25 protein-coding genes are annotated in these 23165 nt (G+C 64.4%); 17 read left to right on the top strand and 8 right to left on the bottom strand.

Features of this window, described 5'->3' with window-relative positions; genetic code table 11:
• Positions 1-14: 14 nt before the first annotated feature.
• The 4 genes from AWB67_RS12835 to AWB67_RS12820 all read left to right on the top strand — a co-directional run bounded on the left by AWB67_RS12835 (position 15) and on the right by AWB67_RS12820 (position 2516).
• A complete protein-coding gene (locus AWB67_RS12835; protein WP_087656625.1) occupies positions 15-971 on the top strand; it encodes an ABC transporter permease in 957 nt (318 codons plus the stop codon).
• Between the two features lie 79 nt (positions 972-1050).
• Positions 1051-1527, top strand: a complete 477-nt coding sequence (locus AWB67_RS12830; RefSeq protein ID WP_087656624.1) for a low affinity iron permease family protein — start codon at positions 1051-1053, stop codon at positions 1525-1527.
• Positions 1528-1534: 7 nt separating this feature from the next.
• Positions 1535-2095, top strand: coding sequence for a LolA family protein (locus AWB67_RS12825; RefSeq protein ID WP_087656704.1), 561 nt, complete (start codon positions 1535-1537; stop codon positions 2093-2095).
• 172 nt (positions 2096-2267) lie between these two features.
• Complete coding sequence (locus tag AWB67_RS12820; RefSeq protein WP_087656623.1) at positions 2268-2516, top strand: hypothetical protein; 249 nt, start codon at positions 2268-2270, stop codon at positions 2514-2516.
• 12 nt (positions 2517-2528) lie between these two features.
• On the opposite strand, the gene AWB67_RS12815 is transcribed toward AWB67_RS12820, so the two are convergent.
• Positions 2529-3485 (bottom strand): LysR family transcriptional regulator, encoded by a 957-nt coding sequence (locus AWB67_RS12815; protein WP_087656622.1) that lies wholly within the window; start codon positions 3483-3485, stop codon positions 2529-2531.
• Positions 3486-3591: 106 nt separating this feature from the next.
• On the opposite strand from AWB67_RS12815, the gene AWB67_RS12810 reads away from it, so the two are divergent.
• Both AWB67_RS12810 and AWB67_RS12805 read left to right on the top strand, forming a co-directional pair.
• Positions 3592-4644, top strand: a complete 1053-nt coding sequence (locus AWB67_RS12810; RefSeq protein ID WP_087656621.1) for a Gfo/Idh/MocA family protein — start codon at positions 3592-3594, stop codon at positions 4642-4644.
• An 83-nt stretch (positions 4645-4727) separates the two neighbouring features.
• The gene (locus AWB67_RS12805; RefSeq protein ID WP_087656620.1) at positions 4728-5846 is read left to right on the top strand and encodes a 3-deoxy-7-phosphoheptulonate synthase; all 1119 of its coding nucleotides are present in this window, start codon (positions 4728-4730) and stop codon (positions 5844-5846) included.
• A gap of 39 nt (positions 5847-5885) precedes the next feature.
• Here the strand turns inward: AWB67_RS12805 and AWB67_RS12800 are convergent, their stop codons facing one another.
• On the bottom strand, positions 5886-7340 hold the full coding sequence (locus tag AWB67_RS12800; RefSeq protein WP_087656619.1) for an NAD-dependent succinate-semialdehyde dehydrogenase: 1455 nt from the start codon (positions 7338-7340) through the stop codon (positions 5886-5888).
• A gap of 268 nt (positions 7341-7608) precedes the next feature.
• Between AWB67_RS12800 and AWB67_RS12795 the strand changes: the two genes are divergently transcribed.
• The 3 genes from AWB67_RS12795 (at position 7609) to AWB67_RS12785 (ending at position 9249) form a co-directional block, all read left to right on the top strand.
• Positions 7609-8181 (top strand): cytochrome b, encoded by a 573-nt coding sequence (locus AWB67_RS12795; RefSeq protein WP_087656618.1) that lies wholly within the window; start codon positions 7609-7611, stop codon positions 8179-8181.
• A gap of 74 nt (positions 8182-8255) precedes the next feature.
• The gene (locus tag AWB67_RS12790) at positions 8256-8639 is read left to right on the top strand and encodes a tautomerase family protein (protein WP_087656617.1); all 384 of its coding nucleotides are present in this window, start codon (positions 8256-8258) and stop codon (positions 8637-8639) included.
• Between the two features lie 19 nt (positions 8640-8658).
• Positions 8659-9249, top strand: coding sequence for a TetR/AcrR family transcriptional regulator (locus tag AWB67_RS12785; RefSeq protein ID WP_087656616.1), 591 nt, complete (start codon positions 8659-8661; stop codon positions 9247-9249).
• Between the two features lie 6 nt (positions 9250-9255).
• Here the strand turns inward: AWB67_RS12785 and AWB67_RS12780 are convergent, their stop codons facing one another.
• Positions 9256-10038 (bottom strand): IclR family transcriptional regulator, encoded by a 783-nt coding sequence (locus AWB67_RS12780; protein ID WP_087656615.1) that lies wholly within the window; start codon positions 10036-10038, stop codon positions 9256-9258.
• Positions 10039-10247: 209 nt separating this feature from the next.
• Here AWB67_RS12780 and AWB67_RS12775 point away from each other — a divergent pair, with 209 nt between their 5' ends.
• On the top strand, positions 10248-11615 hold the full coding sequence (locus AWB67_RS12775; RefSeq protein WP_087656614.1) for an MFS transporter: 1368 nt from the start codon (positions 10248-10250) through the stop codon (positions 11613-11615).
• A 60-nt stretch (positions 11616-11675) separates the two neighbouring features.
• Positions 11676-12134: a type II 3-dehydroquinate dehydratase gene (locus tag AWB67_RS12770; protein WP_087656613.1), complete on the top strand. Its 459-nt coding sequence runs from the start codon at positions 11676-11678 to the stop codon at positions 12132-12134.
• A gap of 6 nt (positions 12135-12140) precedes the next feature.
• On the opposite strand, the gene AWB67_RS12765 is transcribed toward AWB67_RS12770, so the two are convergent.
• From AWB67_RS12765 to AWB67_RS12750, 4 genes are all read right to left on the bottom strand, one after another.
• Entirely contained in the window at positions 12141-12461 is a 321-nt protein-coding gene (locus tag AWB67_RS12765) for a multicopper oxidase domain-containing protein (protein WP_327365785.1), read from the bottom strand.
• Entirely contained in the window at positions 12458-12640 is a 183-nt protein-coding gene (locus AWB67_RS12760; RefSeq protein ID WP_087656611.1) for a hypothetical protein, read from the bottom strand. The genes AWB67_RS12765 and AWB67_RS12760 overlap by 4 nt, the downstream gene beginning before the upstream one ends.
• A 282-nt stretch (positions 12641-12922) precedes the next feature.
• Positions 12923-13627 (bottom strand): FadR/GntR family transcriptional regulator, encoded by a 705-nt coding sequence (locus AWB67_RS12755; RefSeq protein WP_087656610.1) that lies wholly within the window; start codon positions 13625-13627, stop codon positions 12923-12925.
• Positions 13628-13797: 170 nt separating this feature from the next.
• Positions 13798-15381, bottom strand: coding sequence for an aldehyde dehydrogenase (NADP(+)) (locus AWB67_RS12750; RefSeq protein WP_087656609.1), 1584 nt, complete (start codon positions 15379-15381; stop codon positions 13798-13800).
• Between the two features lie 197 nt (positions 15382-15578).
• On the opposite strand from AWB67_RS12750, the gene garL reads away from it, so the two are divergent.
• From garL to gudD, 3 genes are all read left to right on the top strand, one after another.
• Positions 15579-16364 (top strand): 2-dehydro-3-deoxyglucarate aldolase, encoded by a 786-nt coding sequence (gene garL / locus AWB67_RS12745; protein ID WP_087656608.1) that lies wholly within the window; start codon positions 15579-15581, stop codon positions 16362-16364.
• Positions 16365-16766: 402 nt separating this feature from the next.
• Complete coding sequence (locus AWB67_RS12740) at positions 16767-17867, top strand: lactonase family protein (protein WP_087656607.1); 1101 nt, start codon at positions 16767-16769, stop codon at positions 17865-17867.
• 37 nt (positions 17868-17904) lie between these two features.
• Positions 17905-19254: a glucarate dehydratase gene (gene gudD / locus AWB67_RS12735; protein ID WP_087656606.1), complete on the top strand. Its 1350-nt coding sequence runs from the start codon at positions 17905-17907 to the stop codon at positions 19252-19254.
• Between the two features lie 39 nt (positions 19255-19293).
• Here the strand turns inward: gudD and AWB67_RS12730 are convergent, their stop codons facing one another.
• The gene (locus tag AWB67_RS12730; protein WP_200822219.1) at positions 19294-20145 is read right to left on the bottom strand and encodes a LysR substrate-binding domain-containing protein; all 852 of its coding nucleotides are present in this window, start codon (positions 20143-20145) and stop codon (positions 19294-19296) included.
• A gap of 96 nt (positions 20146-20241) precedes the next feature.
• Here AWB67_RS12730 and AWB67_RS12725 point away from each other — a divergent pair, with 96 nt between their 5' ends.
• From AWB67_RS12725 to AWB67_RS12715, 3 genes are all read left to right on the top strand, one after another.
• Positions 20242-21093 carry an alpha/beta fold hydrolase gene (locus tag AWB67_RS12725; RefSeq protein ID WP_087656605.1) on the top strand — a complete coding sequence of 284 codons (852 nt, stop codon included), beginning with the start codon at positions 20242-20244 and terminating at the stop codon, positions 21091-21093.
• Between the two features lie 166 nt (positions 21094-21259).
• Complete coding sequence (locus AWB67_RS12720; RefSeq protein WP_087656604.1) at positions 21260-22468, top strand: efflux RND transporter periplasmic adaptor subunit; 1209 nt, start codon at positions 21260-21262, stop codon at positions 22466-22468.
• A gap of 1 nt (position 22469) precedes the next feature.
• Positions 22470-23162, top strand: coding sequence for an ABC transporter ATP-binding protein (locus tag AWB67_RS12715; RefSeq protein WP_087656603.1), 693 nt, complete (start codon positions 22470-22472; stop codon positions 23160-23162).
• Positions 23163-23165: the final 3 nt, after the last annotated feature.

Raw genomic sequence — 23165 nt, 5'->3', positions numbered from 1 at the left:
CAAAGGCCATCGACATGAAAAAGAACCTTCCGATCCTCATCGCGCTCGTGGCGCTGCTCGTGCTCGGCGTCGTGCGCTACGAGCACTTCGCGTCGGCGTACAACATCACGTCGTTCTGGCGCTACAACTCGATGTTCGCGCTGATCTCCGTCGGCATGGCGTTCGTGATCATCACGGGCGGCATCGATCTGTCGGTCGGCGCCGTGGCCGCGCTCGCGAGCGTGGTCGCGGCGCTCGCGAGTCCGCACGGCGGCGTCGCGGCGGTGCTGGCGGGCTCGTGCGCGGGGCTCGCCGTCGGCGTGCTGAACGGGCTCGTCATCACGCACATGCGGATTTTGCCGTTCATCGTGACGCTCGCGACGAGCCTCGGCGCGCACGGGCTCGCGCTACTGCTTGGTCACAACGACGCGGTCGCGATCTCGGCGGAATCGAATTTCGCCGCGTTCGGCCAGGGTGACCTGTTCGATCTGCCGATTCCCGGACTCGTCGCCGCGGCCGCTGCCGTGCTCGGCTGGATCGCACTGCGCAACACGCGCTTCGGACGGCACGCACTGGCGATCGGCGGCAGCGAAGAGGCGTCGCGGCTGATGGGGCTCAACGTCGACCGCACGCTCGTCGCCGTGTACGCGGTTAGCGGGCTGCTCGCGGGCATCGCGGGCGCGATCCTCGCCGCGCAGTTCGGCGCGGGACAGCCGAACGAAGGCGTCGGCTGGGAGCTGTTCGCGATCTCGGCGGTCGTGCTCGGCGGCACGCGGCTGACCGGCGGTGAAGGATCGATCGCGATGACGATCGCGGGCGTCGCGCTGCTCGGGCTCGTGTTCAACCTGCTGAACTTCGAGAACGGGCTCGGGTACATCAGCTTGTCGGCGTACTGGCAATCGGTGATTCGCGGCTTGTTCCTGCTGCTCGTGATCGTATTGCAGGCGAGGGTGCTCAGGCGTCGCGCGGTGCCGGCGAAGGTGGCGCATTGACGTTTTCCGTTTGTCGATGAAATGTCGATGTAAGGCATGTGCCTTGCTTCTATGCTTTTCAAAGACAAGGAGCAATACGATGCGCAAGGAAGCCACGCTTTCGACCGACGAACTCGCCACGGTCCCCGATACGTCGAGCCCCGCCTACGCGGCGGGCCATCCGCTCACCCGAGCCTTCGACGCATTCGCGAGCGCCGTCACGCGCTGGGCCGGTTCTCCGCTCGCGTTCGCGCTGGCGGTGACCTCGGTGGTCGTGTGGGGCGTGACGGGGCCGTTTTTTCACTACTCGGAGAACTGGCAACTCGTGATCAACACGGGGACGACGATCGTCACGTTCGTGATGGTGTTCCTGATCCAGCAGAGCCAGAACAAGGACAGCGTCGCGTTGCATCTGAAGTTGAACGAGCTGATCGCGTCGCATCGCGCGGCGAGCGACAAGCTGATCGGCATCGAGGACGCCAGCGAGGATGAGCTTCGGCGGCTCGCGGCAGCGTATCTGCGCATGGCGAGCGAGGATGCGAAGCCGCGCGACGAGCAGTCTGGCGCGGCGCAATGAATCAACGATGTCCCCCGATGCCGCCCTCACGGCCGCCGAAGCGCGCTTCCAAGCGCTCACGACCTACCAACTGACGCTCCGCTCGCACCCCGCTGACGGCGACGCGATCGAACTTCGCTACAGCTTTCGCAAGCCCGGCTTCATCCGGATGGATTTCGTCCGGCCGCACGCGGGCGCGACGCTCATCTACAGTCCAGAAACGCGGACGGCGCGCGTCTGGCCATTCGGCTTTCCGCGCTTTCCTTCTCTGGCGCTCGACCCCGACAATCCGATGATTCGCGGCCCGCACGGGCATCGCGTCGATCAGTCCGACATGGGCACGCTGCTGCGTAACGTCCGCGCGCTCGGAAAGGGCGGTGTGATGCGTATCGATGGCGCTCATTTAGTGGTCGACGGCGCTTCCGCCCGAACGGTAGCGGGCGTGCATCGCTATCGTCTGCGCTTCGATCCTGCAACGTCGCTGCCGATCGAAGTGGTCTCGGAAGACGAATTCGGCGCGCTCATCGAATCGGTGACGATGGACGCCTTGCGCATCGACATCACCTTTCCGCAGGACTTCTTCGTCTGAAGAAGTCATTACTACGCGAATATTTCATCAGATAACAGCAAGAAAAACATTTTCCTAGGGGAAACCCCGACTGCGTCGGTAATTATGTTTACTCACAATGATAAACATAACGACGCACCGGGAAACCATTACCGGGAGCGCACAAGGCAGACGAACCTGGAGAGAATCGACAATGCGAAATACCGAGGTCGCATACAAGGATGTTTTCCTCATACCGCTCGCGGCGTACGACGAAGGTCAATACGCGGCGATGCTGATCGTGAAGGAACGCAACGGCGTGCAGCGCGCAAGCGGCGTGCTGGGCCATTTTCCGTGCGCGGGCACGGCGCACAGCTTCGCGCTCGACTATGGAAGGGCGGAAATCGACCACCGCCAGCCACAACCTCAAAGCGGCGCAAGCGCGATGCGCCACGCCGCATGACGTAACGCTGTCTCACACGCCGCCAACCCCCTGCGTGACGAGCGCGAACGGTCCGCTCGTCAGTTGCTCCTTCAGAAAATCGATGCACACGCGAATCTTCGCCGACGACGACGCCCGCGTCGACGTCACGGCGAGCACGTCCGCCTGTTGCCGGTAATTCGGCAGCACGCGCACGAGCGCGCCGGTGCGCAGACTCTCCGCGACGTCCCACACCGACGCCATCAGAATGCCGTGCCCCGCATGCGCCCACTGGAGCACGATATCGGTATGGTTCGACGCCATCGGCCCCGTTAGCTTGACGCTTTCGTCGCCGTGCGGGCCGGTCAGGCGCCAGACGCCGAAGCGGTCGTCGCGTCCGCGAAAAAGCAGGCAGTCGTGTTGCGCAAGCTCCGTCAAATGCTTCGGCGCCCCGCGGCGCACGATGTAATCCGGCGCCGCGCACAGAATCCGCACGCTCTCCGTGATCCGATGCGCGATCAGATGCGGCTCCTCTACGTCGCCGACGCGTATGTCGATGTCGAAATTTTCCGCGACCATGTCCGCGCGGCGGTCGAGCAGTTCGAGCCATAGCTCGAGATCGGGATATTGTTTGCGCAACAGCGACAGGATCGGCGAAACATGATTGCGTCCGAGGCGAAAACTCGTCGCGATGCGCAGCAGGCCGCGCGGCCCGCTCGCGCGGCTAGCGAACGCGTCTGCCATGCCCTGCACGTCTTCGAGAATCTTCTGCGCCCATTGAAACGCCGCTTCGCCGTCGCTCGTGATGCTGACGCGCCGCGTCGTGCGCGCGAAGAGTTTTACGCCCAGACTCGCCTCCAGCATCGCGATCCGCTTGCTGACGTGCGACGGCGAGATTCCCATTTCCGTCGATGCCGTGATGAAACTAGCCCGCCGTGCGACCAGACAGAACAACTGGAGGTCACGCAGGAAGGCGTCATTGTTCGCTATCAGCGCACTGTGATTTTCCATGGGGCCGCATTGTGTTCGATTGAATGCATATTAATCTAGCTCCAACCCGATGCATCGCGCAATCGGGATCGATCGTTACCGATCGTCACATCAAGGAGACGCTGCAATGACCAAGACACGCATCGCCGTGGCAGGCGCCGGCTATATCGGACTCGCGCACATGGGCGTGATTCAGTCGAGCCCGACGTGCATGCTGTCGGCGATCGTCGATCCTTCGCCGGCCGCCGTCGATATCGCCGCGAAGGCCGGCGTGCCGCTCTATCGCTCGCTCGACGAACTGTTCGGGAAGGACCGCCCCGACGGTGTCGTGCTCGCGACGCCGAACCAGTTGCACGTCGAGCATGCGCTGAAGTGCATCGAGGCCGGTGTGCCGATGCTGCTGGAAAAACCGGTCGCGCCGACGGTCGAGGAAGCCGAGACGCTCGTGAAGGAAGCGGAGCGCACGGGCGCGAAAATCCTGATCGGTCATCATCGCGCTCACAGCCCGATCATGGCGCGCGCGAAGCAACTGATCGACGAGGGGCGGCTCGGCAAGCTCGTCGCGGTGATGGGCAGCGCCGTGTTCTTCAAGCCCGACCACTATTTCGCCGATGCCCCGTGGCGCAAGGAACCGGGCGCGGGCCCGATCCTGCTCAACATGATCCACGAGGTGCACAACCTGCGCATGCTCTGCGGCGACATCGTCGCGGTGCAGGCGTTCGCGTCGCAGGCGACGCGCGGCTTTCCGGTCGAGGATACGGTTGCGATCAACCTGCGTTTCGCGGGCGGCGCGCTTGGCACGTTCATGCTGTCCGACACGGCCGCGAGCGCGCGGAGCTGGGAGCAGACGTCGCAGGAGAACAAGGCCTACGCGACCTATCCCGACGAGGATTGCTATGTGATCGCGGGCACCTTCGGCTCGCTCTCCGTGCCTACGATGCGCCTCAAGACCTACGGCCGCGCCGAGGACCGCTCGTGGTGGAAGCCGTTCGACGTGAGCGTCGCCGACGTGACGCGCGACGATCCGCTCAAGCATCAGATCGAGCACTTCGGCTGCGTGGTGCGTGGCGAGGCGGAGCCGATCGTCAGCGCGCGCGATGGCTTGCAGAATTTGCGCATCACGGAGGCGATCGTCGAGGCGGCGCGCACGGGGTCGATCGTCGATACGACGCCTGTTTGAGGCACGCAGCACAGTGACCCGGCCGAGTAAGGAACGAATGCGATAATCGCGATTTGCTCACTGCACGACCCGGGAGAACCGCCTTGACTCGCATCGACAACCCGCAACGCGATCAGGAAGTCGGCTTGGCCGACTCCACCCAGGACACGACGCGCATCGACGACGTCCGCATTGGCGCCGTGCGCCCGCTGATTTCCCCCGCGCTGCTGCTCGACGAACTGCCCGTGCCCACCACGGTGCAGTCGCTCGTCGAAAAAAGCCGCGCCGAAATCGCCAATATCCTGCACGGCCGCGACGATCGCCTCGTGGCAGTCGTCGGTCCGTGTTCGATCCACGATCACGACCAGGCGCTCGACTACGCGCGCCGCCTGAAAACCGCCGCCGATGCGCTCTCCGACGACCTTTTGATCGTGATGCGCGTCTACTTCGAGAAGCCGCGCACGACGGTCGGCTGGAAGGGCTACATCAACGATCCGCGTCTCGACGGCAGTTACCGGATCAACGAAGGCCTGCGGCGCGCGCGGCAGTTGCTGCTCGACGTGAGCAGCATCGGCCTGCCGACGGCTACCGAATTCCTGGACCTGCTGAGCCCGCAGTACATCGCGGACCTGATCGCGTGGGGCGCGATCGGCGCGCGCACGACCGAGAGCCAGAGCCATCGGCAGCTTGCATCGGGCATGAGCTGCCCGATCGGCTTCAAGAACGGCACCGACGGCGGCGTGCAGATCGCAGCGGACGCAATCGTGGCGGCCCGCGCGAGCCACGCGTTCATGGGCATGACCAAAATGGGCATGGCCGCCATCTTCGAGACGCGCGGCAACGACGACGCGCACGTCATCCTGCGCGGCGGCAAGAAAGGGCCGAACTACGATGCTGCGTCGGTCGAGGCGTGTTGTGCCGCGCTGAAGGCAGTCGGCCTGCGCGAACAGGTGATGGTCGACTTCTCCCACGCGAACTCGGGCAAGTCGCATCTGCGCCAGACGGATGTCGCGAACGACGTCGCCGCGCAACTGACGCAGGGCGACACGCGCATCACCGGCGTGATGATCGAGAGCCATCTGGAGGAAGGGCGGCAGGACCTGAAGCCGGGCGTGCCGCTGCGCTACGGCGTGTCGATCACGGATGCGTGCCTCGGCTGGGCGCAGACCGAGCCTGTGCTCGACACGCTCGCGCGCGCGGTGCGCGCACGGCGCGAGCGCTGAGTTCTTGCTGAACGGCGCGTCGTCTGGACGCGCCGTTTTTCATCCGACGTTCCCGATGCACACGTACTTGGTGTCGAGATATTCATCGACGCCGTAGTGCGAGCCTTCCCGCCCCATCCCCGATTCCTTCACGCCGCCGAATGGCGCGACCTCGTTGAACACGAGCGTCTCGTTCACGCCGACCACGCCGCATTCCAGCGCTTCCACGACGCGAAACGAGCGGTTCAGGTCTGACGTGTAGAAGTACGCGGCAAGCCCAGTGCGAGGCTGGTTCGCGAGACGCAGCGCTTCGGCTTCGTCGCTGAAGCGGATCACGCTCGCGACCGGTCCGAGGATTTCGTCGCCGCAAATGTCCATCGACGGATCGACGTCGGTCAGCACCGTCGGCTGATAGAAGTTCGGGCCCGCTGGATGGCGCTGCCCGCCCGCGACCACCTTCGCGCCCGCGCCGACTGCCTGCGCCACCATCGCCTCGATGCGCGCGAGCGCGGCGCCGTCGATGAGCGGGCCGACTTGCGAGTCGTCGTGCATGCCGTCGCCGACTTTCAGCGCCTTCACCTTGCCCGCTAGCCGTCGCACGAACTCGTCGTGCACGCGGTCATGGATCAGAAAGCGGTTCGCGCACATCGCCGCCTGGCCTGTGTGGCGGAACCGCGCCGCGACCGCGCCGGAGACGGCGAGGTCGAGATCGGCGTCGTCGAAGACGATGAACGGCGAACTCGCGCCGAGTTCCAGCGATACTTTCTTGACTGTGTCCGCGCAGCGCGCCATCAGTTTCTTGCCGGCGTCGATGCTGCCGGTGAACGACACCTTCCTGACGAGCGGGCTGTCGAGCAGCGCGGGAATCAGCGTGTCATCGTCGCCCGTCAGCACCGAGAACACGCCGCGCGGCAGGCCCGCGTTTTCCGCGAGCACGCAGAGCGCGAGCGCGGAAAACGGCGCCTGCGATGACGGCTTCAGCACGACCGTGCACCCGGCGGCGAGCGCGGCACCCACTTTACGCGCGACCATCGACGAAGGAAATGTCCACGACGTGATCGCCGCGCACACGCCGACCGGCTGCTTGATGACGTGAACGCGCTGGCTGCGCCGCGCGGCGGGCATGTTGTCGCCGTAGATGCGCCGCGACTCCTCCGAGAACCACTCGATGTAGTTCGCCGCCTGCGCGATCTCGGCTCGCGCTTCGTGGATCGGCTTGCCCTGCTCGGAACTGAGGATGATCGCGAGATCGTCGCGATGCGTCTTGACGAGCTGCGCCCACTCGCGCAACACGCACGCGCGCTCGCGGCCGCTCCACTCGCGCCATTCGTCGAACGCCGTTGCGGCGTGGCTGACCGCATCGTTTGCTTGCGCCGCAGTGAGACGCGGCACGCGGCCGACCGGCTCGCCGTTCGCCGGATTGACGACCGTTTCGTTCGGCTGGGAGGTCGCTTCGATCCACGTTCCGCCGACATACGCGGACTGCTCGAAGAGATTGGCGCACTTGAGTTGCATCGGTGTTGCTCCGTTCGGGTGGACGGGAAAGCGAATCGTCGGAGGGATGCGGCTTGCGGCGTTTGTTGCTGCGACGTTCGTCCGACTTTAACGGACTTCCGATCGTGTTGACAGAGAGAACGTTTGCAGGCGGCGCACGGGCGTTCGTACCGTTTTACCTGACAGTCGCCGTACTACAAGTAAGCCGCTACTAAGCCTGACATCGACTGCGGGCGGCATCATGCCGGAATTGGTCGCTTCACTTGCACCTTGACGACAACCGCTCCCCATGATCAACACCCGTATAACAAGCCGGCCCGCGTTCAGCGCGGCCGACAAATTCTTTCACTGGATCACCGTATTGCTGCTCGTCGTTCAGTATGCGATCGGCTGGCTGATGCCCGACGTGCATCGCGATACGAAGCCTGTCGGGCTCGTGGGACTGCATCTTTCCGTTGGCGCGCTGATCGTCATCGTCATGCTCGGGCGTTTTGTATGGCGCCTGATGCATCCGCTGCTGCCCGAACCGGAGATGGTGCCGCGCGTCTTCAGGACGGCCGCGCGCGTCACGCATTGGCTGCTTTATGCGCTTCTGATCGCGTTTCCGCTGATGGGCTGGGCCAATGCGTCGTCGCGCGGATGGGCCGTGTCGCTCTTTCACATCGTGCCGCTTCCGCCGCTCGCGGCGACAGGTTCATCGACCGGACACGCGCTCGGCGATGTCCACAAGTTCACCGCTTGGGTGCTGATCGCGCTGGTCGGTTTTCATGTGCTGGGCGCGCTCTTCCATCACCTGATTCTTCGCGACGATACGCTGCGGCGGATGCTGCCGGGACGGCGAAACCACAGACCAAATAGATGACGACTGAAATCTATTGAATAAAGTTCGATCATCATCTATTCTGGGATTTCACTGCCCGCATCGAGGAAATCGACATGCCGCTCGTACGTATCGATCTTGCCGAAGGCCAATCGGCCGAGTACCGCACCGCCATCGCTGACGAAGTCTACAACGCGATGACCACCACCCTGAACGTGCCCGCCAACGACCGCTTCATGATCGTGACCGAGCACAAGCCAAGTGATTTCATTGCTGATCCGACGTATCTCGGCATCGAGCGGTCGCCGCAGTGCGTGATCCTGCAGATTACGCTGAACGCGGGCCGCGACCTGGGCATGAAGCGCGCGTTCTACAAGGCGCTCGTCGACGGATTGCACGAGCGAATCGGGTTGCGACGAGAGGACGTGTTCATCAGCCTCGTCGAAGTGCAGAAGGAGAACTGGTCGTTCGGCAACGGCGAGGCGCAGTATGCGACTTAAGTCACTCCGGAGCTGAACGATGCCGCGCGTGTCCCGCGAACAAACCGACAAGAACCGGCTGCTCATCGAGGAAGCGTCCGCGCGTCTTTTCAAGGAGCATGGCTTCAACGGCGTGTCCGTTGCGGACATCATGGCGTCCGCGGGCCTTACCCACGGCGGCTTTTACGGTCATTTCGACTCGAAGGACGAGCTTGTCGCGCTCGCATGCGGTAAAGCGTTCGAGGAGTCGGCGGCGCGCTGGAAGTCGTTCGCGAAAGACGGCGCGAATGAAGCGGCCGCCCTCGACGCGCTCGCGAAGCACTACCTCAGCGCGAAGCAGCGGGACCAGCCCGGCGCGGGATGCCCGGCGAATTCGCTCGCCGCCGACGTGGGGCGCGAGGATGCGGACAAGCCCGTGCGAGGTGTCTATATACGCGGACTGAAAGCGCTCGTCGCGGTGCTGACGTCGTATTCGGAGGCGCGCCAGACAAAGCGGCTTAAAAAGCTCGCACTCGCGCGGCTATCGATGCTGATCGGTGCCGTGACGCTCGCGCGCGCCGTACGCGGCGATCCACTCTCCGACGAGATCCTCGAAGCCGCGCGCGAACATCTCGGTCTTGGCAGCGAATGACCCTTCCTACCGACCGCGATTGAAAAGCGGTGACGCATTGCTCGCCGCCGCCAGTTCGAACGCAGCCGCGAGCAATGCAGGCCCAAGATTCTTCATGCGCTTCTCGTCCAGCCGCACGGCCGGCCCGGCAATGCTGATCACGCCGATCGCCGGATAGTTGCGGCGCTGCACGGGCGCGGCCATCGCGGTCATGCCCGGCGCGAACACCTGGTCGATCGTCGCATAGCCGCGTGCCCGCGCCGCGTGGACGAACTCCAGCAAGCCCTGCACGGTCGTCGGCGCTTTCGGGCCGTACTGCTTCGGCTGCCCGAATCCCTGCCGCGAGACCAGTTCGAGTGCGCGCTCGTCGCTCATCGTCATCATCCATGCGTGGCCGGTCGCGCTGCACGAGAGGATCGTGTCCATGCCCATGTCCGGGTCGTAACGCAGGCCCTTGAGCGCCCCTTGCGACTTTGCGACCCACGTGAGCCTGTCGCCATCGACGATTGCGAGGCGCACGAGTTCCCCCGACGTCTCCGCGAGCCGGTCGAGCATTGTCTGCGCGATATCTACGATGCCCGACGTCGCGAGAAACCCGAGCCCCAAGCCGACGAGCTTCGTCGTGAGCACGTAGTCGCCGTGTTCGCGCAACTGCCGCACGTAGCCGCACTGCTTGAGATCGACCAGCAGCCGATGACACGCGCTGCGCGGAATATCGAGTTCGGCCGAGATGAGCGCGAGCGGCGTGCCCTCCATCTGCGTGGCGAGATATTCGAGGACGGCGAGGGTGCGTTCCGTGACGCCGGGCATGGTCTGTCTCCATCGAAAGCTGTTTTTGTGCAGCGAGTTTTGCACATTATGAGATGAAATTCCACCCTGGAACGACATCCCACCCACCAGTGATAGTCTCGCTCTACGGTTCGGTGCTCGTCGAGCGCCGGCCCAAAACATCCGATGACCAACGGCCGCGCACATCGAAAAAGCGGCCCGACATAGCGACCCGTAGAGGAGACGACAACATGACTCAGGAAGCACAGCAAGCGCACGCAGCGATGCGCACGCGCGCCGTGACCGCCGCGGCGGTAGGCACGGCGCTCGAATGGTTCGACTTCACGCTTTACGGCGCACTGGCCGCGACCGTGCTGCCGAAGCTCTTTTTCCCCGCGATGGATTCGACCTCCGCGCTGCTGGCGTCACTCGCGACGTTCGGCGTTGGCCTCGCGGCGCGGCCGCTCGGCGCGGTCATCTGCGGACACCTCGGCGACAAACTCGGCCGGCGCAACCTCATGCTCGGCACGGTTTCGATCATGGGCCTTTCGTCGATGCTGATGGGCCTCTTGCCGACCTACGCGAGCATCGGCCTGTGGGCGCCGATCCTGCTCGTCGTGTTGCGCATCCTGCAGGGCTTCGCGCTCGGCGGCGAATCGACCGGCGCGCAACTGATGGCGATCGAACACGCGAGCCCCGACCGTCGCGGCAAATACTCGGGCCTGCTCGGCCTGTGCTCGCCGCTCAGCCAGATCATGGCGAACGGGGTACTGTTGCTGCTGGCGTCGATGATGTCGGCGGAAGCGTTCGACTCCTACGGCTGGCGCATTCCGTTCCTGATGAGCTTCGTGCTGATCGTGATCGGCGTGTATATCCGGCTGAAGGTCAGCGAAACGCCGGCGTTCGTCGAATTGCGCAAGACGCAGGTCGTGCAGGTCGCGAGCCCCTTGCGCGATGCATTGCGCCTGCACTGGCGGACCGTGCTGCGCTGGATGCTCTTCTTCTGCGGACCGGCTGCGATCTTTTATCTGATCGTCGTGTTCTCGCTCAGCTACATCACGAAGACGCTCGCCGTGCCGAAGCAGACCGGCTTTTTGCTGCTGATGGGCGCGAACGTCTGCGCGATCGTCGGGGCGCTCGCAGGCGGCATGCTGAGCGACAAGATCGGCCGGAAGAAGGCGCTCGCCATCGGTTCGATCGCGACGCTCCTGATGCTCTTCGTGTACTTCCAGATCCTCGATACCAAGAGCTTCCTGCCGATGCTCGCCGCGATGGGTTTCTTCCTCGGCTTCACGCAGTTCCAGAGCGGCATCCAGCCGGTCGCGTTCGCCGAAGCGTTTCCGACCAACGTGCGCTATTCCGGCTCGGCGCTCGCCTATACCGGAGCGAACCTCATCGCCGGCGGTCCGATGCCGGTGCTCGCCGTGTGGCTCTTTTCGATCTGCAACGGCTCGCCGTGGGGCGTCGTCGCGGTGTGCGTGGCGTTCAACGTGATCTCGCTGGTCGCGATCCTCACGGCGCCCGAAACGCTCGGCATCGACATGAACCGCACGGACTCGGCCGCGCGTCTCGCCGGCGACGATGACTTTCCGCAAGCCAGCATGAGCAACAGCCACTGAGCGGCGCATGCCGCACTCGAAGCAACGAAACACAACACCATCGCAAACGTGAGCACCACAATGACTGAACTCGTATATGTACTGAACGGCTCGAACCTCAACATGCTGGGCAAGCGCGAGCCGCATCTCTATGGCACCACGACGCTCGCGCGCGTGCAGCAGGAAACGGAGGCACTCGCAAGCAAGCTGGATCTCGCGTGCGAGTTCCGGCAGACGAACAGCGAGGCGACGCTCGTCGACTGGCTGCAGGAAGCGTTCGAACGCGATGCCGGCGTCATCATCAATCCGGCGGGGTTCTCGTTCGCGTCGGTTCCGGTGCTGGACGCGGTCAAGCTCGTGCAGCGGCCGCTGATCGAATTGCACATCACGAACATCCACAAGCGCGACGAAACGTATCGCCACTCGCTGGTGTCGCGCGCGGCGACGGCCGTGATCTGCGGACTGGGCGTCGACGGCTATCTCGTCGCGATGCAGGCGATGGCGATGGCGCTGCGCAAGACTTCGCCGTTCGCTTCTTGATCGATTTCAACGAGTCGTAAAGGCCTGCACCGAAGCGCCTTTCGCCGTGCACAGCGACGACGCGAACACTTCCTGCGCGTTCGCCGATTTAGCTCCTACAAGTTGCGCGAACCACTGCTCGGCCTTGCTCGACGCGAGCTTGACGGGCGTCGCCATCTGCCTGAGGAAGGCAGTCGTCGGCGAGACGATCTCGACGTTCTGCATCATCCCGCGATCCTCATGTTCGAGGATGTGGCAATGCATGACGAACTCGCCCGTGAAGTCCTCGCACTCCGTGCGCAGGATGACCTGATAGCTGGTCTTCACGAAGAGCGTGTCGCGTATCACGTTGCGCGACTCGATGCGAGTCCGCCCGGCGTGTTCTCGGAGGCATTGTCGGTGGCGGCGTCGGTGGTGTCGCTAAGATCGGCGAAGGACTTGGACGGTTGCGTCGTCTGTGCGTGAAGCTCGACGCTCAAAAGAAGTCCAAGACTCAAGACAAAGGCGACGACCGACGAGATCTTCATGGCGTGCTCCGGTTCGCTTGCGTTCTTGTTCGAAACCTTCAGCGTTGCGAATCGTAGGAGACGGAATAGGGCGCGTATGTGGGCGACCACTCACAAGTTTTGACGTCGATGAAGGCGTGCAGAAGGATTTTCCTGCGCTGTCAGGTGAGATCGTTTGTTCGGGGAACAAGACGTGACAACGGTGTCCGAAATGACCGTCTGTTGTCGTGTTTGGATGACGTTTCGGATTGCGCAGGAACGCCGCGATTTGTTGAGACGTGGGTGCGCCGAACCGGTGCGGCGTTAAGTCACCGTCGATTCGTGAGCACGACGCAACCGCTCGCGGCTGTTGCTCAGGTGCATGCGCATGGCGGCGCGTGCATCGTCGGCGTCTTGCCGGACGATCGCCTGATAGATCAGCTTGTGTTCACCGAGCACGTTTCGCAGGCGTTCGATCTGATCGAGTTCCGCGATCTCCGCTCGACCGAGCCGCGTGCGCGGACTCACCGCGCGGCCCATCTGGCTCAGCACGTCGAAGAAGTAGCGGTTGCCACTCGCGCGCGCGATCTGCAGGTGAAACTCGACGTCGTGCGCCAGCACGTCGGTGCTGCCGTTCGCGAGTTCGGCTTCGAAGTGTTCGAGCGTTGCCGCGATCCGCTCCAGATGTTGCTCGTTGCGACGCATCGCCGCGAGCGCCGCCGCGGCCGCTTCCAGGTCGATACGAAACTCGATGATCGCCATCACGTCGAGCATGCTGGAGAGATCGGCTTCGGGTAGATGCATCGCAGCGTCCTTGTCCGTGCCAAGGATGAACGTGCCGATGCCGTGACGCGTTTCGACGAGACGCGCCGCCTGAAGGCGTGAGATCGCCTCGCGCACGACCGAGCGGCTCACCGAAAACTGCTTCATCAGCGCGGCCTCGGTCGGGAGCTTGTCGCCCGGCCGGAGCATGCCGCGCTCGATGTCTTCGGTGAGGCTGGCGACGACTTTGTCGGTGAGGCTGCTCATAAGGGCTTGCGGGATGGAGTTCGTCGATGGGGTCGTCGGACTTCCGCGCAGCTTCGATCAACGACGCGCTTTCAAGTCGTCCGACAACGTCTGAATATTATCCTCCGAGCACGCGTCGCGCCAACGAAAAAGCGGCCTCGCAGCCGCTTCGATGATTCACAAAAAGGCGCTCAACCGCGCACGGTCTCGCCATCCCGGCGACGCCACAAATCGAGCGGATTCGCATCCGACAGCGCTTCGGGCAACAGGTCCGCCGGGAAGTCCTGATAGCAGACCGGCCGCAGGAAGCGCTCGATCGACGTCGTGCCGACCGAGGTCACGCGGCTGTCGGACGTCGCGGGGAACGGACCGCCGTGGACCATCGCGTGCGAAACCTCGACGCCCGTCGGGAAGCCGTTCACGAGGATACGTCCCGCCTTGCGCTCGAGAATCGGCACGAGCGTCTTCGCGGCAGGCAAGTCGTCGCGATCCATCTGGATCGTCGCCGTCAACTGGCCGACGAAATGTTCCGCGACCGCCGCCAGTTCTTGCGCATCCTTGCAACGCACGATCGTCGATGCGGGGCCGAACACCTCGTCCTCCAGCTCGGCCCTGGCGAGGAACGTCTGCGCGTCGGTCACGAAGAGCGCGGCACAGGCTTGCGTCGGGCCGTTCGCTTCGACACCGTGCGCGACGCTCGCCACACCTTCGATCGCGGCCAGCCGGCTTTCGCCTTGCTGATAAGCCGCATGGATGCCCGACGTGAGCATCGTCTGCGCGGGTTTCGCGCTCAACGCCGCCGATGCCGTCTCGATGAACTTCGACAGCTCCGCGCCTTCGATGCCGATCGCGAGCCCCGGATTCGTGCAGAACTGTCCCGCGCCGAGCACGAGCGAATCGACGAAACCCTGCGCGATGGCCGCACCGCGCGTGGCAAGCGCGTTCGGCAACAGGAAGACCGGGTTGATGCTGCTCATCTCGGCGTAGACGGGGATCGGCTCGGGGCGGCGCGCGGCCACCTGCATGAGCGACGTGCCGCCCGCACGCGATCCCGTGAAGCCGACCGCCTTGATCGCCGGATGCGCGACCAGCGCCTCTCCGACCGTCCGTCCCGCGCCGACGATCATCGAGAACACGCCTTCGGGCAGGTCCATGTCCTTCGCGACCTGCTGGATCACGCGGCCGACCATCTCGGAAGTGCCGAGGTGCGCGCTGTGCGCCTTCACGACGACTGGGCAGCCCGCGGCGAGCGCGGCTGCGGTATCGCCGCCGGCAACGGAAAACGCCAGCGGGAAATTGCTCGCGCCGAACACGGCGACCGGGCCGATCGCGATCTTCTGCATGCGCAGGTCCGAGCGCGGCAGCGGCTTGCGCTCGGGCAGTGGCGAATCGAGCGTCGCGGCGAGCCACTGGCCGGCGCGCACGACTTGCGCGAACAGTTTGAGCTGGCCCATCGTGCGGCCGCGCTCGCCTTCGAGACGCGCTTTCGGCAGGCCCGACTCTTCCTGGGCGCGCTGGATCAGCGCGTCGCCCAAGCCTGCGATGCCATCGGCGATGCGCTCCAGAAACTCCGCGCGCACCGCGAGCGGCAGGGCGCGGTACGGGTCGAACGCTTTCTGCGCCAGTTCGCATGCCGCCGTGACGTTCTCCGCCGTGCCGCTGCCGAAGACCGGCGCGGCGATCTCTTCGCCGGTGGAAGGATTGAACGCGTGCAGGGGCTTGTCGCTACCGCGCACCGCGAGCCGACCGATGAGCATGTCGCCAGTGATTTGCATCTCGTCTCCAGAAATAGTTAGCTTAACATCAGTCATCGTATAACAAAGAGGCTTTGCCCAGCAAGCGATTATCTCTGTGCTGATATCGGTTTTCACAAGTTACGGGTTTACGCGGCTGTTCCGTCAACGTCGAACGTTGGTAATCTGAGTTCAGACGTCGTATAACTTGTTACTTCGCACGCCTCCCAGGGGACACCATGACTGCATCAAAACCGTACCAGCCGCTGCCCAACGCGTTCCGGGCGTCCGTCGCCGAGGGTGAGAGGCTCATTGGCTGCTGGGCGTCGCTCGCGAGCCCGATCACCACCGAACTGCTCGGCATGATCGGCTTCGACTGGATGCTTCTCGACGCCGAGCACGCCCCGAACGACGTGCTCACGCTCATCCCGCAACTGATGGCGCTCAAGGACAGTGCGACGGCGCCGATGGTCCGGCCGCCCGCGAACGACAGCGTCGTCATCAAGCGGTTGCTCGATGCGGGATTCTTCAACTTCCTGATTCCTTTCGTCGACAGCGCCGCCGATGCCGAGCGCGCCGTCGCGGCGACGCGCTATCCGCCGCAGGGGATTCGCGGCGTGTCGGTGGGGCAGCGGGGCAACCGGTACGGCACGGTCGCGAATTATTTCGACGTGGCGAACGACAACATCTGCGTCGTCGTGCAGATCGAGAGCCGCGCGGCGGTCGAGGCGATCGACGAGATCACGGCGGTCGATGGCGTCGATGCCGTGTTCGTCGGGCCGTCGGATCTGGCGGCGTCTTACGGGCATATCGGCAACGCGAATCATCCAGACGTGCAGCAGGCGATCGCGCATGTGTTCGAGCGCGTGAAGGCGGGCGGCAAGGCAAGCGGGATACTCGCGCCCGTCCAGGCCGACGCCGAGCGCTATCTGGCGATGGGCGGCACGCTTGTGGCCGTTTGCGCGGACATGGGTTTGCTCAGGAATTCGGCGCAGGCGGTCAAGAATCACTTTATTCCGCGGTAACGGGCGGGGCGGTCAACGCCCCATTCAGTGCCCCATGAAAGACGAAAGCCGACGGGAGTCGGCTTTCGTCTTTTTGGCTATTGGGTTCGTTGTTCGGTGTTGTCAGATCTCCCGCTTATGATCTGAGTTGTCCGATGTCGTCATTGAGTCTTTTTTAGGGCGGAGAAAAGCGGCTCTAAGCCATTCAGGATAAGGGTTACATCGCCAAAAGGGTAAACCCCTTATTGCGTGTATATCGCAAAGTCATACAATGTCATCAGACAACGTAACTGTCGGCCGCGTTGACCCCGTCCGGGTATTTCAACCGCACATCGCCTAAGTAGCGGGCGGACTATACGGATTGGACGTCGCATCGCTGAACGCCGCCGTCGAAATCAAATTCCACTAGAGGAACGACCGATCATGAATCAACCATTGCCCGATTCTTATTCCGTGTACGTCTCGAACTCGATCGACGGTGACATCTCCGTCTTTTCCCTCGATACCCAGAGCGGTGAGCTCGAAGCCGTCGCGCGGCACGTGGCCGCCGAAAGCACCCAGCCGATGACGCTCTCGCCCGACGAGCGCACCCTCTACGCCGCGACGCGCGGCGCGCGGCCTTCGATCATTGCCTATTCGATCGATGCCGCGACCGGCGACCTGTCGCACCGCGTCACCGCGCCGATCGAATCGAGCCTCGCGTATCTGTCGGCGGACCCGCTCTCGCGGTATCTGTTCGGCGCTTCTTATGGCGAGAACCGCGCGAGCGTCTACGACGTCGAGCGCATCGCCGATGGCATCGGCAAGCCGCTTTTCGTCGTCGACGGTATTCAGAACGCGCACGCAGCGATCGTTTCCAGCGATGGGCGGTTCGCCTACGTGACGTCGCTCGGCTCGGACCGGCTCTTTTGCTACGAACTGAAGCAAGACCAGCACGGCGAACTCGCCCACCTCGACGCGCTCGAATTCGACCGGGGCTTCGGCCCGCGCCACCTGCGCTTCTCGCGGGACGAGAGCACGCTCTACGTGGTGAGCGAATTCCGCGCGACGGTCGCCGTCTTCGAACGCGATCGCGAGACGGGCCGGCTGAGTGCCGCCGGCGTGTCGCCGCGTCCGGCCGCGCTCGCGCACCTGAAGGACGGTCAAGTCCGAGGCGGCACGCCGATCGATCCCGAGACGCTCGCCACGCTCGTCTGGGGCGCCGACATGCAGCTCACGCCGGACGGCCGCTTCGTCTACGTCTCCGAGCGCACGACGAGCCGGCTCATCACCTACCGCGTGCAGCCGGACGGCACGCTCGAATACCAAACCTTCATCGAAACCGAAACCCAGCCGCGCGGCTTCCGGATCGACCCGGCGGGCCGTTTCCTCGTTGCGTGCGGGGAAAAGTCTTCGCACGTGGCGGTCTACGGCATCGACGCCGAATCCGGCGCGCTCTCGCTGCTTTCGCGCTGCGAAGGCGGCAACGGGGCGAACTGGGTCGAAATCGTCGCCCGGGTCGCGCCTTCGCTCCTAACGGTTTAAGCATCGCTTCTTCATCAACTCATACTGGTACCCGTTCATGTCCACGACCCCGATTCAAGCCAACGCCACGCCGACCGTCACCGAACTGCGCGTCGTCCCCGTCGCCGGGCGCGACAGCATGCTGATGAACCTCTCCGGCGCGCACGGCCCGTTCTTCACGCGCAACATCGTGATCCTGAAGGACAGCGCCGGTCACACGGGCGTGGGCGAAGTGCCGGGCGGCGAAGCGATCCGCCAGACGATCGACGATGCGCGGCCGCTCGTGGTAGGCCAGTCGATCGGCAACCTGCAGGCAATGCTGAACAAGGCGCGCACCCAATTCGCCGATCGCGACGCTGGCGGTCGTGGCCTGCAAACTTTCGACCTGCGCACGACGATTCACGCGGTGACCGCGCTCGAAGCCGCGCTGCTCGATTTGCTCGGGCAGCATCTGGGCGTGCCGGTCGCGGCGCTGCTCGGCGAGGGGCAGCAGCGCGATGAAGTGGAAATGCTCGGTTATCTGTTCTATATCGGTGATCGCAACAGGACGGACCTGCCATACGCGAGCGGCGCCGAAGGCCGCGATGACTGGGAGCGCGTGCGCACCGAAGTCGCGCTGACGCCGGAAGCAGTCGTGCGGCTCGCGGAAGCTGCGCAGGCGCGCTACGGTTTCAACGACTTCAAGCTGAAGGGTGGCGTGCTGGCAGGCGATGCGGAAATCGAAGCGGTGACGGCGCTCGCCGAGCGCTTCCCGAACGCGCGCGTGACGCTGGACCCGAACGGCGCGTGGTCGCTTGCGGAAGCGATCCGCCTCTGCCGCGACAAGCACGACGTGCTCGCGTACGCGGAAGATCCGTGCGGCGCGGAGAACGGCTACTCGGGGCGTGAAGTGATGGCGGAATTCCGTCGCGCGACCGGCCTGCCGACCGCCACCAACATGATCGCGACCGACTGGCGCCAGATGGGCCACGCGATCCAGTTGCAATCGGTCGACATTCCGCTCGCCGATCCGCATTTCTGGACGATGCAGGGCTCGGTGCGCGTCGCGCAGATGTGCAACGACTGGGGCCTGACGTGGGGTTCGCATTCGAACAACCACTTCGACATCTCGCTCGCGATGTTCACGCATGTGGCGGCGGCGGCGCCCGGCAAGATCACCGCGATCGATACGCACTGGATCTGGCAGGACGGACAACGGTTGACGCGCGATCCGCTGCAAATCGTGGGCGGGAAAGTGAAAGTGCCGCAGAAAGCGGGGCTGGGCGTCGAACTCGACATGGACGAACTCGAAAAGGCGAACGCGCTTTATCAGCAGCATGGCCTCGGCGCGCGCGACGACGGCGTCGCGATGCAGTTTCTGATTCCGAACTGGAAGTTCGATAACAAGAAGCCTTGTTTGGTGCGGTGAGGGAACTTTTAGAGGGTGGCGGCCGGAAGGCTGCCGCCACTACCGCCGCAACTCCGAAATAATCTTCTCCGCCAGAAAATCGCAAGGCGGGCGCCTCGACCCGGTGCTCCTCGCGAGCACCACTTCCAGCGCCGCGATTTCCGGCAAGCCCTGCGCCGCGCCCAGCAGCGCAAAGTGCGCGGGCACCGCACATCGCGCGAGCGGCGTAACCGCGAGTCCGGCTTCGGCCATCGTAATGAGCCCGAGCAGACTCGGACTCTCATACGAAGTCCGGTACGGAATCTTCGCGCGCTCGAGGCTTTGAATCGCGTTCTCCCGCGCGACGCTCCCCGGCAGGAACACCGCGATTGGCAGCGGCCGTTCGCGCCAGATGTCGTGCGCGCTCGGCGCCGCGGCCCAGACCATCGGCTCCAGGCGAATAAACTCGCCCGACAAGCCCTTCACTCGCGTCGCACAGACGAGATCGACCGAGCCGTCCTTCACCATCGGCGCGAGCGCGACGCTCGGCAGGCCGACGACCTGAATCTCCACCTTCGGATAAGTCGCTGAGAATTTCTTGAGAATCGGCGGCAGCAGCGACGACGCGTAATCGTCCGGCACGCCGATGCTTACGCGTCCCGTCACATCGGGCCGCACGACCGCCGCCCACGCTTCCTCGCGCAGCGCGAGCATGCGGCGGGCATACGCCAGGAGCACCTCGCCGTCCTGCGTAGGCACGACGCTGCGCGGCTTGCGCACGAAAAGCGGCTTGCCGAGCGCCGTTTCGAGCGTCTTGATCTGCATGCTGACCGCCGACTGCGACCGATGCACGACCTCCGCCGCCCGGCTGATCGTGCCGGTATCCGCCACGGCGACGATCATCGTCATCACATCGAGGTCGAGTGCTTTCATTTCATGTTGGTATCAGAAAAACGAATGGATACCATCAATATTACGCGGTTTTCTTGAATATTGGCTGCGGGCATAGTGTCCACAAGGAGCCAACCTATGAATGCGCGAATCGATCCCTCAGTGCTTGCCCTGTCCGAAATGTCCTTTGCGACGATCCCGTCGGGCATCAGCGTGCCCTACGTCGAGCGCGGCGAAGGCGAGCCGCTCTTGTTCGTGCACGGATCGCTCTGCGATTACCGCTTCTGGCGCGGCCAGACGGAGCCGCTCGCGAAGGATTTCCGCACGATCGCGGTGAGCCTCAGCCATTACTGGCCGGCGGGCGAGGCGTGCATCCAGGGCGAATTCGGTTGGGAAACGCACGTCGCCGAACTGGCCGAATTCATCGAAACGATGGATCTCGAGCCGGTGCATCTCGTCGGGCATTCGCGCGGCGGCTGCGTCGCGTTTCAGCTCGCGCGCCGCTTTCCGCGGCTCGTGAAGTCGCTGACGCTCGCAGACCCGGGCGGCCCGTTGCAGATCGACGGCATGCCGGAAGCGTCGCTGCCAGCCGCGACCAATGCGCTGCGCGCGAAAGTGGCGAACCTGATCGAACAAGGCGAAATCGATGCCGGGTTGCAGCTTTTCGTCGATTCGGTGAGCGTGCCCGGCTCGTGGCGCAAGAGCCCGGCGGGCTTTCGCACGATGTCCATCGACAACGCCGCCACGCTGCCGAAGCAGTTCCGCGATCCGCTGCCCGCGTATTCGCGTGAAGCCGCCCGTGACGTGAAGTGTCGAACCCTGCTGATCGAAGGGCAGAAGAGCCCGCGCATGTTCCGCAACAACGTGGAGAAGCTCGCGGAGTGGATGGATTTCGCCGAGCGGCAGACCATCGAGGGCGCGTCGCACGGGCTGAACGTGTCGCATGCCGGGGCCTTCAACCGGCTCGTGCAGGCGTTCGCGCGTGCATGACATTGAGCGTGAGACGACGAGCAAGACCGTTGTAAGCAAAGGCAGAACGCGGCGCTATACTGGGACCCCGTTCACGGCGCCACGAGCCGGACGGTCACTCATGTAAAGGCGTTCCTCCATCACGCTTTGCCAAGGTGGCCGGCCGCGGGCGCAAGGCCCCACAAAATTGGCTGATCACAATCTCGAAAAGCTGAAGATCGACCGGTCGCCCACCGCCACTGTCCCACGGCGGCGGCGCGGCTGGCTCCGTTACGCCGTACTCGCGGCGATCGTCCTCGCGCTCATCGGCCTCGCTTTCAAGCTGACGGGCCCGCCGGCCGTCGAGACGGCGACCGTCACCTCCGTTCATCCATCGCAAAACTACACGCTCCTCAACGCCACCGGCTATGTCGTGCCGCAGCGCAAGGCCGCGGTCGCGTCGAAGGCGCAGGGGCGCGTCGAATGGCTCGGCGTGCTCGAAGGCAGCGTCGTCAAGAAAGGGCAGGTGATCGCGCGGCTCGAAAGCGACGACGTGTCCGCGTCGCTCGCGCAGGCGTCGGCGCAGGTGAAGGTGGCGGAGGCTAATCTCGCACTGCAGGTCGCCGAGATGAAAAACGCCGAGATCGACCTGCGCCGCATGAGCATCCTCGCGCCGCAGGGCGCGATCCCCGCGACCCAGTTCGACGCCGCGCAGGCCCGCTACGACAAGGCGGTGGCGTCGATCAACAGTGGCCGGGCGTCGATTACGTCGGCGCAGGCGAATGCGCGCGCGGCGCAGGTCGCCGTCGACCAGACCGTGATTCGCGCGCCGTTCGACGGCGTCGTGCTGGAAAAGCACGCGAACGTGGGCGACAACATCACGCCATTCTCGTCGGCCTCCGACAGCAAGGGCGCGGTCGTCACGATCGCCGACATGGAGACGCTCGAAGTCGAGGCGGACGTGGCGGAATCGAACATTTCGAAGATCGGCATCGACGCGCCGGTCGAGATCCAGCTCGACGCGCTGCCCGACTTGCGGGCGGCGGGCCGCGTGTCGCGGATCGTGCCGACGGTCGATCGCTCGAAGGCAACCGTGCTCGTGAAAGTGCGTTTCGTCGATCGCGATCCGCGCGTGCTGCCCGACATGAGCGCGAAAATCGCGTTCCTCTCGAAGCCGGTGCCGCCGGACGAAACGCAGCCGGTGGTCGCGGTGCAGCCAGCGACGATCGCCACGCGCGATGGCCGGAAAGTGGTCTATGCCGTGAAGGACGGCCGCGTGCACGAAGTTACCGTGACGACCGGCGCGAAGATCGGCGATCTGGTGGCGGTGAGCGGCGTGAAGCCGGGCGACGTGCTGGTGCTGTCGCCCTCGGCGAAGCTGGGCGACGGCGAGCGCGTCACTCTGGCGAAGAAATAGCATGAGCACGCCGCCGCTCGTCGAAATCAGCCACGTCGCGAAGTCGTATCGACGCGGGGTGCAGGACGTTTCCGTGCTGACCGACATCACACTCGACATCGGCGACGGCGATTTCATCGCGCTGATGGGGCCGTCGGGGTCGGGCAAGAGCACGCTGCTCAACCTGATCGCGGGCATCGACCGGCCGGACAGCGGCGAGCTGCGCGTCGCGGGCCTTGATATCACGCGGCTCGGCGAAGCGGCGCTCGCGGACTGGCGCGCGGCCAACATCGGCTTCATCTTCCAGTTCTACAACCTGATGCCGGTGCTCAACGCGTTCGAGAACGTCGAACTGCCGCTGATGCTCACGCGCCTCACGCGCGCGGAGCGTCGCGATCGCGTCGCGATGGTGCTCGACATGGTGAACATGGGCGACCGCACGAGCCACTATCCGTCCGAGCTCTCGGGCGGTCAGCAGCAGCGCGTGGCGATCGCGCGGGCGCTAATCACCGATCCGCGCCTGATCGTCGCCGACGAACCGACCGGCGACCTCGACCGCACCTCCGCCGCCGAAGTTCTTTCGATGTTGCAGCGCCTGAACCGCGAGCTCGGCAAGACGATCATCATGGTGACGCACGACGCGCACGCGGCAGGCGCGGCGAAGGCGCTCGTGCATCTGGAGAAGGGGGAGCTGATCCATGCGAACGACGCCTGACCG

The organism is Caballeronia terrestris (assembly GCF_001544515.1).
GTDB classification, from domain to species: Bacteria; Pseudomonadota; Gammaproteobacteria; order Burkholderiales; family Burkholderiaceae; genus Caballeronia; species Caballeronia terrestris.
The sequence above is the reverse complement of the archived record's forward strand: the minus strand, read 5'-3'. Positions and strand labels throughout refer to the sequence as shown.